The following is a 15,256-nucleotide window of genomic DNA, read 5'->3' on the forward strand; positions in this document are numbered from 1 at the left end:
CGATTGCCGACTCTTCGCCCGCCGTCGCCAGTGCCCGCACGATCCGCCGGCGCCGGGCCGCCCGGGGATGGGCGGCCAGCGCGGGCACGCCGGCTCCGGCGATCCCGGCGGCCAGCCGGGTGGCCAGCGCGCGCGGGATCGGCGGGGTGAGCGCGGCGACGTCCTCGGTCTCGTTGTCGGAGGCCTTGCCCAGGCCCGTCGCGATGGTCTTGACGCGGGCTCCGCCGCCCAGCCTCAGCAGCAGCGGCTCGCTGATCTCCACCCCGCGCAGCCTGCGCTCCTCCATCGTCAGGGAGCGGGTCGTCAGCAGGCCGCGGCGCACCCGGAGCCGGCCGGGCTCGCGTTCGAGCCGGTAGCGGCCCCACGACTCGGCGAACAGCAGGACCGAGCCGAGCACCCCGAACGCCAGGTTCGCCGCGAGCAGCAGCGGGATCGCGAGCATCGGCTGCGCCGTCACCCACTCCCACGCGCTCGTCGCCAGCCGGGTGGTGAACCGCTTGGCCCCGATGGTGTCCAGCGCCTTGTAGAGCGCGCCGAGCACCACCGCGGCTCCGGTGAAGGTCCACACCGACAGGGGCGCGTACCTGATCCACGACCAGCGCAGCTCCGCGAGCGGGCCGTCCTCGGCCGGGGCGGCCCGCTCGTCCTCGCGCAGCAGCGTACGGCGCAGGCTCTCGGCCTCGTCCTTGAGCATCGGGTCGAGCACGAGCTCGGTCCCGTCGCCCGCGTGCTCGCCGGTGCCCACCTTGACCACGGTCAGGCCGAACGCCCGGCGCACCGGGTCGGCCCGCAGGTTCACGCTGCGTACGCGGTCGCGCGGGATCGAGCGGTGCTGGCGTACGGTGATGCCGGACATCAGCTCGAGGCGGTCGGGAGTGAGCCGCCAGCGGGTGGCGCGGAGCCTGGCCATGTCGTAGGCCAGCACGGCGGCCACGATCAGCACGGCCACGGCGGCGCAGACCGCCACCACGCCGCCGGCCGGCCAGTCGCGGCCGGTGAGGAAGCGCGTCACCCCGGCCACCGCGCCCGCCACGATCGCCAGTGACTTGACCCCGGAGGCCCACAGGCTCCGCCCCGCGAGCCCCCGCCACCCGTCCTCCGCCCAGCCCTGCGCTCTGTCCGTCTCACGCCGTGCGGCGTCCTGGGCGGATCGTGCGGTCAGGGGGCGGTCGTCCGGGGCGCTCATGTCGCGTCCACCGGAGTGGCCTGGGTGAGCGCGGTCAGGCGCTCGGCCAGTTCGGCCGCCACCTCGTGGTCCAGGGCCTCGATCTTGACGGCCCCGGCCGACGAGGCGGTGGTCACCGTGACGTCGGCCAGCCCGAAGAGTCGCTGCACCGGCCCCCGCGCGGTGTCGACCCTCTGGATCCGCGACATCGGCGCCACCCGCCAGGTGTGCGTCAGCCACCCCTTGCGCGTGTAGACGGCCTGGTCGGTGACCTCCCACCGCTCCACCCGGTAGTACGCCCGAGGCGTCCCCACCGCCAGCGCCAGGCACCCCACGGCGAACACCGCCACCACGGCCCCCAGCCAGAGCGGCCGGTCCGTGAACAGCCAGTACGCCGCCACGGCCGCCCCCGCCACCGGCACCATGAAGATCAGCCCCTGCACCGTCCACCACGGGATAGCCCGGGGATCGGCCTGGTTGCGCGGCGGGCGCAATCCGGTCGTGCTCATGCCGCGCCCTCCGCGTTCTTCGCCGAGTCGGCCACGGCGAGCAGCGCGAAGCCCAGGACGCCGATCACGATGGAGGCGAACACCTCGTATCCCCGGAAGATCGGCAGCAGGTTGACCACGAGCAGGTCGTGCGCCCAGCGCCACCAGCCGAGCAGGGTGTTCACCAGACCGCCCACGCCCTGGACGAGCAGCAGCCAGCCGAGCACCGTGAATGTCATTCGCAGCATGGGTCCAGCCTGGCCGCGCCGCCGTGGTGCCCGCGTCGGTCCTAGGTCTCGGGCGGCACCGACTTTGGTCGCTGTCGCCCTGCCCTTGGGAGGGCCTAACCTCGATGAATGTGACGCAACTGCGGGGGGACGGCGCGCACGCCCACGAATACCGGTGGGCGCTGCCGTCCGTGCTGCTCGGAGATCCCCGCGAGGGCGGGCGCGTGCGGCGCTCGATGCGCGACTGGGTCGTCGACATCGGCCTGTTCCTGGTCGCCTGTGGCGTGACGCTCATGACGCTGGTGGAGATGCGGCCGGTGCCCGAGCCGCTGATGGCGCTCGAGCAGGTGGTGGGCGCGCTGTGCTGCGCGGCGGTGTGGCTGCGGCGCAGGTGGCCGGTCGGGCTGGCGGTGGTGACCACGCTGCTCTCGTCCTACCTGGAGATGCCCGGCGGCGCGGCGGTGGTCGGGCTGTTCACGGTGGCGGTGCACCGGCCGTTCCGGATCTCGGGGCCGGTGGTGCTGCTCAACCTGGTCACGCTGGTCCCGTTCGTGATCCTGCGGCCCCAGACCGACCTGGACAGGGGATGGACGGCGGCGCTCAGCGTCGCGATCGTGCTGACCGTGTTCGCGTGGGGGATCGTGATCAGGGCCAGGCGGCAGCTCGTGTGGTCGCTCAGGGAGCGCGCCGACGGCGCCGCGGAGGAGGCCAAGCGGCTCGAACGCGAACGCATCGCCAGGGAGATGCACGACGTGCTGGCGCACCGCATCTCGATGCTCAGCCTGCACGCGGGCGCGCTGGAGTTCCGGCCCGACGCGCCCGCCGCCGAGATCGCCAGGGCGGCCGGGGCCATCAGGACCAACGCCCACCTCGCGCTGCAGGACCTGCGTGAGGTGATCGGCGTGCTGCGCCATTCCGCGCCCGGCGGGAACGACGGGGACGACCCCGTGCCCGACCGGCCCCAGCCCACGCTCGCCGACCTGCCCACGCTGGTCGAGGAGTGCCGGCAGGCGGGCATGGACGTGCGGCTCGACCTGGGCCCCGGCGACGCGCCGGAGGGGCTCGGCCGCAACCTCTACCGCATCGTCCAGGAGGCGCTCACCAACGCGCGCAAGCACGCCGGCGGGGCTCCGGTGAGCGTCGCCGTGTCGGGCACACGCGGTGGCACGCTGTCGGTGGAGGTGCGCAACCCCCTGTGGGCGGCCGGCTGGAACCGCCACGGCATGCGCCTGCCCGGCGCCGGCGCGGGGCTCATCGGGCTGACCGAGCGCGCCGAGCTGGCGGGCGGGCGGCTCGAGCACGGCGCGACGCCGGAGGGGGAGTTCGTGGTGCGGGCCTGGCTGCCGTGGCCGGTGGAGACGACTCGGGAGGACGACGAATGACCGTGCCTGGTGAGGGCGGGCCCGTCAGGGTGCTGATCGTGGACGACGACGCGATGGTCCGCGCCGGGCTGTCGATGATCCTCGGCGGCGTGGCCGACATCGAGATCGTGGCCGAGGCCGGCGACGGCTCCGAGGTGCCGCCCCTGGTGGCCGCGCACCGGCCCGACGTGGTGCTGATGGACATCCGCATGCCGGGGATCGACGGGCTCACCGCCACCGAGGCGCTGCGCCGCACGTCCGCGCCGCCGGAGGTGGTGGTGCTGACCACGTTCCACGCCGACGCGCAGGTGATGCGGGCGCTGCGCGCCGGGGCGGCCGGGTTCCTGCTGAAGGACATCGCGCCCGGCGATCTCGTGCAGGCGATCAGGAAGGTGGCCGCGGGGGAGCCGATCCTGTCGCCCGCCGTGACGCGGCAGCTCATCACGCACGTGTCCGACGGCGCGGCGGGAGACCGCGGCGAGCGGGCCAGGAAGCTGCTCGGCCGGCTCAGCGAGCGGGAGCGGGAGGTCGCGCTGGCCGTCGGGCAGGGCAAGTCGAACGCCGAGATCGGGCGCGACCTCTACATGAGCGTGCCGACGGTCAAAGCCCACGTGTCGCGGATCCTCACCAAGCTCGACCTCAACAACCGGGTCCAGGTGGCCTTGCTGGTCTACGACGGCGGCTCGTAGCCGGAGAGCAGCTTCTCGACCGTGGCCCGGTGCAGCACGAGGTCGTCGGGGTCGTCCGGCCTGGGCTGCTCGCCGAAGTGGATCCGGCGCTGCCAGACCCTGGCCATGATGATGCCGTGCCGCAGGGCGGCGTACATCTCGTAGAAGGCCATGTCGCGGGGCTCGTACCCGGTCAGCTCCCGATATTTCCGGCAGACGTCCTCGCTGCGCATGAAGCCGGGCATCCCGGGAAGACCTGCGCCTGTGGTGATGTCCTGGAAGAAGCGATGCAGGAAGATCATCCAGGACAGGTCCAGCTCGCGCGGCCCTACGGCGGCCATCTCCCAGTCGAGCACCGCGACCGGGGCGAAGTCCTGGAACATCATGTTGCCGATCCTGGCGTCGCCCCAGGTCAGCACGTCGGGCCCGGGATCGTCCGGCCAGTGCCCCTCCAGCCAGGCGAACGCCCGCTCCAGCAACGGGATGGGGCGCTCGCCGTGCGCCCACGTGTAGTACGCCCGCTGGGCCTCGACGTGCGCGCGCAGCCCGGGCGCGCCGAACGGGGCCAGCTCCCGCGCCGTGAACGCGGTCTGGTGCAGCGCGGCCACGACCCCCACGCTCGCGTCCTGCAGCCGCCGCTGGTCCTCGGGGGCCGCGTCGTGCAGCCAGCCCCCGAACGTGTACGGCATCACGTCCGCCGGCACCTCGCCCTCGGCCCGCTCCATGACGAAGAACGGCGTGCCGAGCGGTTTCGGGTCCGGTTCGAACCAGAGGGCCCGCGGCGCTGGGATTCCAGCTTTTTCCCTGGCCAGCCGCATGATCTCGAACTGGGCGCGCAGGTCGTACGAGGGAAATACCGGAACGGCTTCCACTGCCGGTGCCAGCCTGGCTACGCAGCGCTTTTCCCCCTCACCCCAGGTCGCGGTGAAGAACAGGGTCTCACTTGACATGCCGTTCTCCGACGGTCTGGACATCTCGGACACCGCCGCGTCCTCGCCGACCCTGCCGCGGAGCCAGGCCGTGGCACACTCGCGTAGTTCTTCCAGGTCACGTGTGGAGGTGCGCATCTGCTCGGTCACGGTGGACCTCCCGGGTGAACGGCCGTCCTGGGACAGTCGTATACCCCCTAGCAAGCGCTTGTCCATATCAGGGTGGCCGTTACGGACAGGTACGCGGCAGCCGTACCCTTGTCTGAAAGGGCATGTCACGAAGGGACGAGTGGGATGAGTTCAGCGGGTGAAGGCCTGTCTCGCCCGCTTCCCGAGCAGGTGCGGCTCAACGTCGTCGACCTGGCGTCACAGGTCCTCGGGACGATGCCCGCTGTCTCCATACCGGCGCCCCTGCGGGGGATCGCCAAGTTCGACCCGCGCAAGCGCGCCAAGCTGGGCGGCGCCCCCATCGCCGCGCAGCTCGAGAACGACAAGAAGTTCCGTGAGCTGGTCGCCGAGTCGGTGGCCGCCGGCTGGCCGGAGCTGGTCGCCTCGCTGGCCGAGGGCAACGTGCCGCCCGCCGCCGATCCCGTGCTGGTGGCCGCCGCAGCCTACCTCACCCGGCCGCCGGGCTGGGCGGAGATGATCGAGGCCGCCCGTGCGGATCTGGAGCAGTCGGCCCAGGTCGCCGAGGGCTCCGAGCGCGAGGAGGCGGTCGCGCGGCTGCGCGAGCAGCTCGCCGGCCAGAAGAGCGCCGCCAAGGAGGAGTCCGACCGGCTGCGCGAGCAGATCAAGGCGGCCCGGGTGGAGAACTCCGATCTGCGCCGCAAGCTGCACGACGCCCGCGAGCGCGCCAAGGCGGCGGTCCGGCGGTCCGAGGAGATGGAGCAGGCGGCGGAGGAGGCCAAGTCGGCCGCCTCGGTCGCGGGCAGCGCCGGCGAGTCGGAGCTGCGGCGGCTGCGCGAGCGGCTGGCCGACGTCGAAAAGCAGCTCGAGGCCTCGCGCCGGGCCGCCCGCGAGGGCAGGAGCATCGAGGACGCCCGCATCCGTGTGCTGCTCGACGCGCTGCAGGACGCCTCGGCCGGGCTGCGCCGCGAGCTGGCCCTGCCCACCACGATCAGCCGCCCGGCCGACTCGGTCGCCGCGATCACCGGCGAGCGCCCCGGCGTGCGCCAGGTGCCCGCCCGCGCCCTGGCCGACGACGACCCGCAACTGCTCGACCAGCTCCTGGCGCTGCCGCAGGTGCACCTGATCATCGACGGCTACAACGTCACCAAGACCGGCTACGGCACGATGACCCTGGCCGACCAGCGCAACCGGCTGATGACCGGGCTCGGCGGGCTGGTCGCGCAGACCAGGATCGAGGTGACCGTGGTGTTCGACGGCGCCGAGCTGAACGCTCCCGTGCAGGTCGTGGCGCCGCGCGGGGTGCGGGTCCTCTTCAGCGCGCCCGGGGAGATCGCCGACGATCTCATCCGCCAGCTCGTCCGCGCCGAGCCGCCCGGCCGGGCCATGGCCGTGGTGTCGTCGGACCGCGAGGTGGCCGAGTCCGTCAGGCGGATGGGAGCCAGACCCGTTCCGTCTGGTTTGCTGCTGCGCAGACTAGGTCGGGCATAAATTACGAATTGGTTGATTAGGTGCCCCTCACCCGCCACTTCTGTACTATTTCGCCCCAGATGTTATCCCTGGGAGGCGACGCAGTGAGGTATGGCCGGGTGCCGATGGTCGCGGGAATCGCGTTCGGTCTGGTGCTGTCCCCTATGGGAGCCGCCGTCGCTGATCCCCAACCCACGGTGCGGCAGGCCAAGGCCAAGCTCGACAAGCTCAACGACAAGGCCGACAAGGTCGTCGACCGGTACAACACGGCGACCGAGCGCTTCAAGACGGCCAAGAGCGCCTACACGAAGCTGAACGACGGCTACAAGCGCAAGCTGCAGACCGTCGCGACCCTGCGCTCCCAGTTGGTCGGGATGGCCGTCGACACCTACAAGGTGGGCGGTGACGTCACCTCCATGCCGGGGCTGATGGGCTCGGACAACCCCGGGAGCTTTCTCGCGGGCATGGCCCTGGCCGGGCAGCTCTCGCAGGAGCGCAGCCAGAAGCTGGCGGCCTTCGACCGCGAGAACCGCGGGCTGAAGCTCGAGCGGGACAAGGCGGAGAAGGCCCTGACCGAGGCCGACCGGGAACGCGACGCGGTGGAGAAGGAGCGCGCGGAGGTCCGCAAGCTGATCGCCCAGCAGAGGAAGCTCCTGGACAAGCTGGGCGCCTTCAACCCCGGCAACCCGAACAGCGTCGGCATCAAGTACACGGGTCCGGCGTCGGGCAGTGCGGCGGCGGTGCTGCGGTTCGCGTACGCGCAGGTGGGCAAGCCGTACATCTTCGGTGGCACGGGGCCGCGCGGCTTCGACTGCTCGGGCCTCACCCAGGCCGCCTGGCGGGCCGCGGGGGTGTCGCTGCCGCGTACGACCTGGCAGCAGTGGTCGTGGGGCGCCGCCCGCAAGGTCTCGCTCGAGGCGCTGCAGCCTGGAGATCTCATCTTCAGCGAAGGCCTGGGGCACGTCAGTATCTACGCGGGCAACGGCCAGATCGTTCACGCGCCGCAGACGGGCGACGTCGTCAAGGTGGTCAACCTCTCGGCCTACGGCCGCAATCTGGTGGGGGCCATCCGCCCGTAGCCCTCGCGGGTGACCGGCTGCGCCGGCGGCTTTTCGGCCGCCGCCGTGGCCGGTTTTCGGTTCCCGCGCACGGATACCTTTTTCTACGATTTCCCATCGTAGAAAAGCGCAGGGGAATAGGGAGCGCTCCCAGTGATGCGGATCACGTTTTTGATGCGGCGAATGTGATGAACGCGACATTTGTTACCTGACAAGCGGGTGCGAGCAGAAGTGTGAGCAGGGTCACATTTCGATAACGGAACCTGGTGTTCCAGCAGGGGTTTCGAATTTGACCGACCTCTCTATCTGATCTTTACAAACTGACTCACCCTTTGCCGATCCTTGACCTTTCGGCGTAGCTTCTGGCGTCGTCGCGGTGAACAAGCCATGTCGCCGCGAACCCGCATCGGTCCCTCCCGATGTGAGACAGATAAAGATCCGCTGGTCGCCGCCCATATCCCCATTGCGTCATCAGGCGGCGGCCTGCCGAATCCGTGCAGCCAGGAGCACGGAACCGGGGACCCAGCGATCCCAATTCCCCAGGGATCAGGGGTGAATCGGCGCGCACATCGCGCCGTAGGGCGACTTCCAGGCCCGAATCCGTCAGCTAACCCGGTAGGCGTTCGTGGAAGACACAAGGAGAAATCCTGTCTACCTCCCTGCATAACCCCCGTCTGTCCCGCCTTGCCCTGAGTGGCGTAGCACTGACGATGACCGTGACGGCCGGAGGTCTGATCCTCCATGCCCCCACGGCTCGGGCGGCGACGACGAGCGACTCGGCCTCCACGTCGGTCAAGGCGGCGAGTACCGCCAAGACGGCGAGGTCGGCCACGGCGGCTCAGAGGAGAGCAGCCAAGGTCGCTCGGCAGCAAGCGAAGGCCCGAAAGGCCGTCGCCGTGGCCAAGAACCAGATCGGTGACCCGTATCGGTACGGAGGCACCGGCCCCGGTTCGTTCGACTGCTCCGGTCTCGTCCAGTTCGCCTGGAAGAAGGCCGGGGTGAAGCTCCCGCGTGTGGCGAGCAGCCAGTTCGCCCGCACCAGGAACAAGATCTCGTGGCGCAATCTCAAGCCAGGAGACCTGATGTTCTTCAGCGGGCTCGGCCACGTGGGCATGTACGTCGGCAAGGGCAAGATGATCCATTCGCCTCGGACAGGCGAACGGGTGCGCATCGACAAGCTGGGCGGATGGCGTCGAACGTCGTTCGTTGGCGCGGTTCGTCCCGGCGTGTGAGGAAGCCCCGCCCGGAACCCTCCGGGCGGGGCTCTTTTCATTCCTCGACTAGCATCTGGGCTCGTGTCAGAGCAGGTGGGCCGGCGAGCCGCGATAGCCGCTCTCCTGCTCCTCGCCCTCGCCCCGGCCAGTTCCCCGCTCCCCGGGCCGCCGAGCCTGTGGCGCGATGGTGAGACCGTACGCCGTGGCGTACGGTCGGTCGTCGTCGGGCACCACACCGCGGCCCGTACGCTGGACGAGCTGGCCCTGCGGGCCGACAGGGCCGGGCTCCGGGTCTCGGCCGTGCTCGGTGAGCCGGTGCGCCCCCTGGTGATCGTGCCCGCCTCCACCGCAGAGGCCGCCGCGCTCGCCCGGGTGGGGCGGGTCGACGGGCTGGCCGCGGTGGCCGACGGCGGGCGGGTGATCGTCGTGCCGGAGTTCTTCGCCCGGCTCAACCCCGTCGGCAAGGACGTCGTCCTCACCCACGAGCTGACCCACGTCGCGGCCGGCACGGACCGGCTGCCGGTCTGGCTCTACGAGGGATTCGCCGACTACGTCGGCTACCGGGACGCCGGACTGCCCGTGACGACGGCCGCCGCCGAGCTCGCGGCCGAAGTGCGGGCCGGGCGGCTTCCGAGCGCTTTGCCCGGACCTGCGGCTTTCGCGGCCGACGGGCGTGACCCCGCACGGCTGGCGCGGGCGTACCAAGAGGCCTGGCTGGCGTGTCGCTTCCTCGCTGACCGGTTCGGTGAGGGGACCCTGGTGGGGCTCTACCGTGATGCCCAGGCGGCCGGCGTCGATCAGGCACTCGCCTCGCTGGGACTCTCCGTCGCCACGCTGACGGCACGGTGGCGCGCATACGTGCGGGATCAGCTCGGATGAAGGGGAGGCAGATGAGCGAACGACTGGACGCGGACGACGCGTCACCGGCCGGTGAGACGGCGGGCACCGACCACGCCGGGGGCACCGCCACGAAGGCCACAGGAGCGGCCACAGGAGCGGCAGAGGGGAACAGCGGGGAGGTGGACACGGAAACGGAGGCCCAGGGGAGCGGCCGTCTGAGGCGGGAGGCCGCCATCGCGCTGGTGCTGCTCGGCCTCGTGATCATGGCCGTGGCGATGTTCAGCACGCCGTGGGAGGTGCTCGTCGGCGGCCCGCCCGACCCGGCGCGCGACTTCAGCGCCGCCGAGGTCGCCAGGGCGCAGGCCTTCGACGCGGCCACGACGCTGCCGAGCTATCTCTCGCTCTCGCTCACGCTGGTCTTCGCCGGCGTGCTCGTGGCCACGCCCTTCGGCGCGCGGCTGCTGGGCCGCCTGAAGGGCCCGTGGTGGCTCCGGGTGATCCTCGGCGTGCTCGCGATCACCGCGATCGTCGAGGTGATCAGGTGGCCGCTCGGCATGTGGTTCGAGATGATCCTGCGCGACTACGGCCTGTCCATCCAGGACTGGGCGGGCTGGGCCGGCGACCGGCTGAAGAACCTGGGCGTGGAGGTGTTCCTGCTCGCCGTCATGCTGCTCGCCCTCGTGGCGCTGGCCCGCAGGTTCCGGCGCTGGTGGATCCCCGCCGCGGTGGGCGCGTTCGCGCTGACGCTGGTGGCGTCGTTCGTGTACCCGGTGGTGATCGAGCCGCTGTTCAACGACTTCACCTCGATGCAGCAGGGCTCGCTGCGCACGAACCTGCTGGAGATGGCCGAGCGTGACGGCGTGCCGGTCGAGGACGTGCTGGTCGCCGACGCCTCACGCCGGACGACGGCGCTGAACGCGTACGTGTCCGGCTTCGGCGCCACGCGCCGCATCGTCGTCTACGACACACTGCTCAAGGCCCCGCAGGCCGAGGTCGAGCTGGTCGTGGCGCACGAGCTGGGCCACGCCAAGTACGACGACGTCCTCTACGGCACGCTGGTCGGCGGCCTGGGCGCGGCGCTGGGCGCCATCCTGCTGTTCCTGGTGTTCGGCCTGGTACGGCGGCGCACAGGCGTCGGCTCGGTGGCCGACCCCCGGGCGGTCGGCGCGATCATGGGCCTGATGACGATCGGCTCGCTGATCATGGGCCCGATCCAGAACGTGATCAGCCGGCACATCGAGGCCAGGGCCGACGTGCACGCGCTCGACCTGACCCAGGATCCGGCCACGTTCATCGCGATGCAGAAACGCCTGGCAGTGACCAATATTTCCGACTTGTCGCCGGATGCGGTGGAATATGTGCTCTATGCCTCCCATCCCTCCGGTCCCGAGCGCATCGCCATGGCCCGCGCCTGGGCGCGGCTGAACGGCGCCCCTCTGCCGTGACAACCGCCGTGACCAGCGTGGTCATCGTCACCAACGACTTCCCGCCCCGCCCGGGCGGCATCCAGTCGTTCGTGCACGGGCTCGCGCTGCGCACGCCGGGGGTGGCCGTCTACGCCTCCTCCTGGCCGGGTTGCGAGGAGTTCGACCGGCGTCAGCCGTACCGGATCGTGCGGCATCCGGCGCGTCTCATGCTGCCCACCCCGGCCGTCGCGCGGGCGGCGGCCGGGCTGGTGGCCGAGCAGCGCGCGGAGACCGTCGTGTTCGGCGCGGCGGCCCCGCTCGGCCTCCTCGCCCCGCGCCTGCGCCGGGCGGGGGCACGGCGCGTGGTGATGCTCACCCACGGCCACGAGGCGTCGTGGGCGAGCGCGCCGGGCTTCCGCTCCGTGCTGCGCAGGATCGGCGAGCACGCCGACGTGGTCACGTATCTGGGGGAGTACACGCGCCAGCGGCTGGTCGCGGCCGTCCCGCCGGACAAGCTCGTACGCCTCGCGCCCGGCGTGGACACCTCACAGTTCCACCCCGGGGCGGCCAAGGCCGAGCTGGGCCTGTCCGGGCGCCCGGTCGTCGTCTGCGTCTCGCGCCTGGTGCCGCGCAAGGGCCAGGACCGGCTCATCAGGGCCTGGCCGCAGGTGCTGCGCGCGGTGCCGGAGGCGGTGCTGCTGCTGGTGGGCGGCGGTCCCCACCGGGGGGCGCTGGAGCGGCTGGCGGGCGGGCGGGAGTCGATCAGGTTCACCGGCACGGTGCCGGCGGCGAGCCTGCCCGGCTACTACGCGGCGGCGGACGTGTTCGCGATGCCGTGCCGTACCCGGTGGAAGGGGGTGGACGTGGAGGGCCTCGGGATCGTGTTCCTGGAGGCGTCCGCGACCGGGCTGCCGGTGGTGGCGGGCGCGTCGGGCGGCGCGCCCGACGCGGTGCGGCAGGGCGAGACCGGGCTGGTCGTGAACGGCGAGGAGCCGGGCGAGATCGCGTCGGCCGTCGTCGAGCTGCTCACCGACCCCGAAAAGGCGCGCAAGATGGGCGCCGCGGGCCGCGACTGGATCGCCCGCGAATGGGCGTGGGACCAGGTCGCGGCCCGCTTTCACGACCTCCTCTAGCCTTTGGTCGCGCCCAGCGTGAGCCCGGCCACGAACTGCTTGTGCAGGAGCTGGAAGACGATCAGCGTCGGCAGCGCCACCAGCACCGAACCGGCGGCCAGCAGGTTGTAGTCGGTGAAGAACTGTCCGCGCAGGTTGTTCAGCGCCGAGGTGACCGGCAGCTTGTCGCCCGACGACATCAGCACCAGGGCCCACAGGAAGTCGTTGTACATGAACGTGAACTCCAGCGTGCCCAGCGCCCCCAGCACCGGCCGGCACAACGGCAGCGTCAGCCGCCAGTAACGCTTCCACACCCCCGCCCCGTCCACGAGCGCCGACTCGGAGATCTCCTCGGGGATCGTGCGCATGAAGTTCGCCATCACGAACACGCAGAAACCGAACTGGAACGCCACGTGGACGAGGATCAGCCCGAGGTAGGAGTCGTAGAGCGCCTGCGAGTCCGACAGCCACGCGGGCAGCGGAATCAGCGTGTAGACGGTGTAGAGCGGGGTGATGAGCACCTGCGGCGGCAGCAGGTTGCCCGCCGTGAACACGATCAGCAGCGCCTTGCGCCCCGGGATGCGCAGCCGGGCGATCGCGAACGCGGTGAACGACGCCAGGAACAGCGTGATCAGCACGCCGGGGATGACGATGATCAACGTGTTCAGATAGTAGTGCGGCATCTCGGCCTGACTCCACGCCTGGGCGTAGTAGTCGAGCGTGAGGTTCTCGGGCAGCGAGAAGTACCCCAGACGGGCGGTCTCCTCGTACGGCCGCAGCGACGCGTACACGGCCAGCCCGAGCGGCAGCAGCCACCCCAGCCCCACCACCACGAGGAAGGCGTTCAGCAGGATCCGCAGCGGTCGGACCGGGGGCCGCGCGCGCGTGCGGCCTGACCGGGCCGGGGGCGCGTCGGCGGGCGCGGTCAGGGTCATCGCTCCTCCCTGAACATCTGCGACAGGTACGTGACGATGAACCCCAGGGTGATCACCAGCAGGATCACCGCGATCGCCGACCCGAACCCGATCCGGCTGGCCTCGCCCACGATGTTCTCGGTGACCAGCACGGACAGCAGTTCGAGCCCGTTCCTGCCCTTGTTGATGGCGTAGACGATGTCGAACGCCCGCAGCGCCTCGATCACCGTGATCACCAGCACGATCACGTTGACCGGCCGCATCGTCGGGAACACCACGCGGAAGAACGCCTGCCGCTCACTGGCCCCGTCGATCGCCGCCGCCTCCTTCAGCGCCGGATCGACCGCCTTCAGCCCGGCCAGGTAGATGACCATGACATAGCCGACGTGCCGCCACCCGGCCGCGACCATGACCACCCAGATGTTGATGGAGCTGTCACCGAGCCAGTCCACGGTCAGCCCGGTCACGGCGTTCAGCACGCCGTAGTCGGAGGAGTAGACGAGCTGCGCGATGAAGCCGACCACGGCCAGCGAGAGCACGACCGGCATGTACAGGGCGCTCTGGTAGACGCGCGACAACCGCAGCCGCCGGTCCAGCAGCACCGCGCAGAACAGCCCGAACGGCGTCGCGACCAGCCCGAGGAAGCCCAGCCACAGCAGGTTGTTGCGGACGGCCGACCAGAACGGCGGATACTCGGCCGCCAGGTCGTGGAAGTTCCGCCCGCCCACCCACTCGATGGGCCCGATCCCGTTCCAGTCGGTCCCGGAGAGCCCGATGGAGGCCAGCGTGGGCCCCCAGATGAGGCCCACGTTGACAACGATGGCCACCCCCAGCCCGATGACCAGCACGGTCACGTCGCGGGCGGAGTAGCGACGGGTCTTGACGGCCATCAGCGGAAGATGTTGACCTTCTGCTTCTCGATGCTCGTCAGCAAGGAGTCGATCTCGCCTGGTTTGCTCACGAACGACTGCAGCGACGGGATCATCACCGTGGAGGCGAAGTCCGGCCGCGTGTCGCGGTCGAGGAACTGCGCGATGTGCGTGGCCTTCGACACCAGCTCGGCGCCGCGCTTCTGCAGCGAGCTGTAGCCGGAGGTGTCGGCCTTGGAGCTGGCGGCCAGCGTGCCCGGGTCCAGCTTGGTGGCGATGTTCTGCGACGACGCCTGGGCGAAGTGCTTGAGCAGGGCCTTGGCGCCGTCCACGTTCTTGGCCTTGGCGGAGATCATGTAGCCGTCGATGGGGGCGTCGATCGAGTCGGTGCCGTACGCCGGGTTGATCTCCGGGAAGGTGAAGAAGTCGAGGTCGTCGCGGTCGGCCTCGGGGAACTGCTGGGCGACGAACATCCCGAGCAGGTACATCCCGGTCTTCTTCTGCGCCAGCGACTGCCCGGCCTCCTGCCACGTGCGCCCCAGCGCCGCCGGCTGGTGGAACTCCATCAGCCCCCGCCAGGTGTCGAACACCTGCTTCACCTTCGGGTCCGTCCACGACTGCTTGCCGGCCATGAGCGAGACGTGGAAGTCGTAGCCGTTCGTGCGCATGTTGAGGATGTCGAACGTGCCCATCGCCGGCCAGCCGTCCTTGTCGGCGAACGCGATCGGGATGAGCCCGTCGGCCTTCATCTTCCTGGCCAGCGCGGTGAACTCGTCGAGCGTGGCCGGAGGCGCGTACCCCTTCTCCTGCCAGAGGCTCTTGCGGTAGAAGACCGCCCACGGGTAGTACGTGAACGGCACGAAGTACTGCTTGCCGTCGATGCCGGTCGACTGGTCCTTGAACGCCTGCGTGTAGTCGCCGCCGATCTCGCGCCACACGTCCGAGATGTCGATGGCCAGACCCTGCTCGGCGAAGAACTGCATGCGGTAGCCGGCGAACCAGGTGAACACGTCCTCGGGCGTGCCGCGCAGGTAGCGGTTGATGTTCTCCTGGAACGTGTTGTGGTCCACCGTGTTGATCCTGGTCGTGGCCTGCGTGAAGCCCTTGACCACGGTGTCAAGTGACTTCTTCGGGATCTCGTCGGAGGCGTTCGAGCCGATCGACACCGTGCCCAGGCCACCCCCGGACGCGCCGGGCGCGGGAGCGGGGGTGCCGGAGCCGCACCCCACGAGGACGGCGGGCACACCGAACGTGGCGGCGGCCCCGAGCAGCAGGTTGCGGCGGGAGATCGGCAGAGGTTGATCCATGGCGGGTTCCTCCTTGGCGGACCCTTCACATTCCCCCGAGTTCGCTCACTTTCATTCATCGAAAAGCCACCATTTCCAACTGTCAACGCACGGTTTCATGAC

Annotated in this window: 15 protein-coding genes and 1 riboswitch; of the genes, 8 read left to right on the forward strand and 7 right to left on the reverse strand. The window is 70.6% G+C overall.

From position 1 onward, the window contains the following. The 3 genes from AB0I15_RS30685 to AB0I15_RS30695 all read right to left on the reverse strand — a co-directional run. The coding region (locus AB0I15_RS30685; RefSeq protein ID WP_358102667.1) for a PH domain-containing protein at positions 1–1,186 on the reverse strand (1,186 nt) is incomplete at its 3' end. Further along, positions 1,183–1,674: a PH domain-containing protein gene (locus AB0I15_RS30690; protein ID WP_358102669.1), complete on the reverse strand. Its 492-nt coding sequence runs from the start codon at positions 1,672–1,674 to the stop codon at positions 1,183–1,185. The genes AB0I15_RS30685 and AB0I15_RS30690, both read right to left, overlap by 4 nt. Beyond that, positions 1,671–1,901 (reverse strand): hypothetical protein, encoded by a 231-nt coding sequence (locus AB0I15_RS30695; protein WP_358102670.1) that lies wholly within the window; start codon positions 1,899–1,901, stop codon positions 1,671–1,673. Before AB0I15_RS30695 ends, AB0I15_RS30690 begins: the two co-directional genes overlap by 4 nt. A 110-nt stretch (positions 1,902–2,011) precedes the next feature. Between AB0I15_RS30695 and AB0I15_RS30700 the strand changes: the two genes are divergently transcribed. Both AB0I15_RS30700 and AB0I15_RS30705 read left to right on the forward strand, forming a co-directional pair. Next, positions 2,012–3,262, forward strand: coding sequence for a histidine kinase (locus AB0I15_RS30700; RefSeq protein WP_358102672.1), 1,251 nt, complete (start codon positions 2,012–2,014; stop codon positions 3,260–3,262). Beyond that, positions 3,259–3,930, forward strand: a complete 672-nt coding sequence (locus tag AB0I15_RS30705; protein WP_358102673.1) for a response regulator transcription factor — start codon at positions 3,259–3,261, stop codon at positions 3,928–3,930. Before AB0I15_RS30700 ends, AB0I15_RS30705 begins: the two co-directional genes overlap by 4 nt. Here AB0I15_RS30705 and AB0I15_RS30710 read toward each other — a convergent pair. Next, on the reverse strand, positions 3,912–4,988 hold the full coding sequence (locus tag AB0I15_RS30710) for a phosphotransferase family protein (RefSeq protein WP_358102674.1): 1,077 nt from the start codon (positions 4,986–4,988) through the stop codon (positions 3,912–3,914). The two genes, AB0I15_RS30705 and AB0I15_RS30710, sit on opposite strands and share 19 nt — an antisense overlap. Positions 4,989–5,132: 144 nt before the next feature. Between AB0I15_RS30710 and AB0I15_RS30715 the strand changes: the two genes are divergently transcribed. The 6 genes from AB0I15_RS30715 (at position 5,133) to AB0I15_RS30740 (ending at position 12,085) form a co-directional block, all read left to right on the forward strand. Beyond that, the gene (locus tag AB0I15_RS30715; protein WP_358102675.1) at positions 5,133–6,455 is read left to right on the forward strand and encodes an NYN domain-containing protein; all 1,323 of its coding nucleotides are present in this window, start codon (positions 5,133–5,135) and stop codon (positions 6,453–6,455) included. A gap of 83 nt (positions 6,456–6,538) precedes the next feature. Next, complete coding sequence (locus tag AB0I15_RS30720; protein ID WP_358102676.1) at positions 6,539–7,513, forward strand: NlpC/P60 family protein; 975 nt, start codon at positions 6,539–6,541, stop codon at positions 7,511–7,513. Between the two features lie 453 nt (positions 7,514–7,966). Next, positions 7,967–8,129, forward strand: a riboswitch (cyclic di-AMP (ydaO/yuaA leader). Between the two features lie 73 nt (positions 8,130–8,202). Then, positions 8,203–8,724, forward strand: coding sequence for a C40 family peptidase (locus tag AB0I15_RS30725; protein WP_358102677.1), 522 nt, complete (start codon positions 8,203–8,205; stop codon positions 8,722–8,724). A 63-nt stretch (positions 8,725–8,787) separates the two neighbouring features. Beyond that, positions 8,788–9,585: a hypothetical protein gene (locus tag AB0I15_RS30730; RefSeq protein WP_358102678.1), complete on the forward strand. Its 798-nt coding sequence runs from the start codon at positions 8,788–8,790 to the stop codon at positions 9,583–9,585. Between the two features lie 11 nt (positions 9,586–9,596). Further along, entirely contained in the window at positions 9,597–10,991 is a 1,395-nt protein-coding gene (locus AB0I15_RS30735; protein ID WP_358102679.1) for a M48 family metallopeptidase, read from the forward strand. A gap of 8 nt (positions 10,992–10,999) precedes the next feature. Then, complete coding sequence (locus AB0I15_RS30740; protein ID WP_358102981.1) at positions 11,000–12,085, forward strand: glycosyltransferase family 4 protein; 1,086 nt, start codon at positions 11,000–11,002, stop codon at positions 12,083–12,085. On the opposite strand, the gene AB0I15_RS30745 is transcribed toward AB0I15_RS30740, so the two are convergent. From AB0I15_RS30745 to AB0I15_RS30755, 3 genes are read right to left on the reverse strand one after another with little or no spacing between them, the layout of a single operon-like run. Beyond that, positions 12,082–12,999: a carbohydrate ABC transporter permease gene (locus AB0I15_RS30745; protein ID WP_358102681.1), complete on the reverse strand. Its 918-nt coding sequence runs from the start codon at positions 12,997–12,999 to the stop codon at positions 12,082–12,084. The two genes, AB0I15_RS30740 and AB0I15_RS30745, sit on opposite strands and share 4 nt — an antisense overlap. After that, positions 12,996–13,868, reverse strand: coding sequence for a sugar ABC transporter permease (locus AB0I15_RS30750; RefSeq protein WP_358102683.1), 873 nt, complete (start codon positions 13,866–13,868; stop codon positions 12,996–12,998). Before AB0I15_RS30750 ends, AB0I15_RS30745 begins: the two co-directional genes overlap by 4 nt. After that, positions 13,868–15,154 (reverse strand): ABC transporter substrate-binding protein, encoded by a 1,287-nt coding sequence (locus AB0I15_RS30755; protein WP_358102685.1) that lies wholly within the window; start codon positions 15,152–15,154, stop codon positions 13,868–13,870. Before AB0I15_RS30755 ends, AB0I15_RS30750 begins: the two co-directional genes overlap by 1 nt. Between the last annotated feature and the right edge of the window lie 102 nt (positions 15,155–15,256).

Source organism: Nonomuraea sp. NPDC050643, assembly GCF_040654715.1.
In the GTDB taxonomy this organism is placed as follows: Bacteria; Actinomycetota; Actinomycetes; order Streptosporangiales; family Streptosporangiaceae; genus Nonomuraea.

Coding starts and splice junctions, on each gene's coding strand:
- AB0I15_RS30690 (WP_358102669.1), bottom strand. CDS start 1,674: ATGAGCACGACCGGATTGCGCCCGCCGCGCAACCAGGCCGATCCCCGG.
- AB0I15_RS30695 (WP_358102670.1), bottom strand. CDS start 1,901: ATGCTGCGAATGACATTCACGGTGCTCGGCTGGCTGCTGCTCGTCCAG.
- AB0I15_RS30705 (WP_358102673.1), top strand. CDS start 3,259: ATGACCGTGCCTGGTGAGGGCGGGCCCGTCAGGGTGCTGATCGTGGAC.
- AB0I15_RS30715 (WP_358102675.1), top strand. CDS start 5,133: ATGAGTTCAGCGGGTGAAGGCCTGTCTCGCCCGCTTCCCGAGCAGGTG.
- AB0I15_RS30725 (WP_358102677.1), top strand. CDS start 8,203: ATGACCGTGACGGCCGGAGGTCTGATCCTCCATGCCCCCACGGCTCGG.
- AB0I15_RS30735 (WP_358102679.1), top strand. CDS start 9,597: ATGAGCGAACGACTGGACGCGGACGACGCGTCACCGGCCGGTGAGACG.
- AB0I15_RS30745 (WP_358102681.1), bottom strand. CDS start 12,999: ATGACCCTGACCGCGCCCGCCGACGCGCCCCCGGCCCGGTCAGGCCGC.
- AB0I15_RS30750 (WP_358102683.1), bottom strand. CDS start 13,868: ATGGCCGTCAAGACCCGTCGCTACTCCGCCCGCGACGTGACCGTGCTG.
- AB0I15_RS30755 (WP_358102685.1), bottom strand. CDS start 15,154: ATGGATCAACCTCTGCCGATCTCCCGCCGCAACCTGCTGCTCGGGGCC.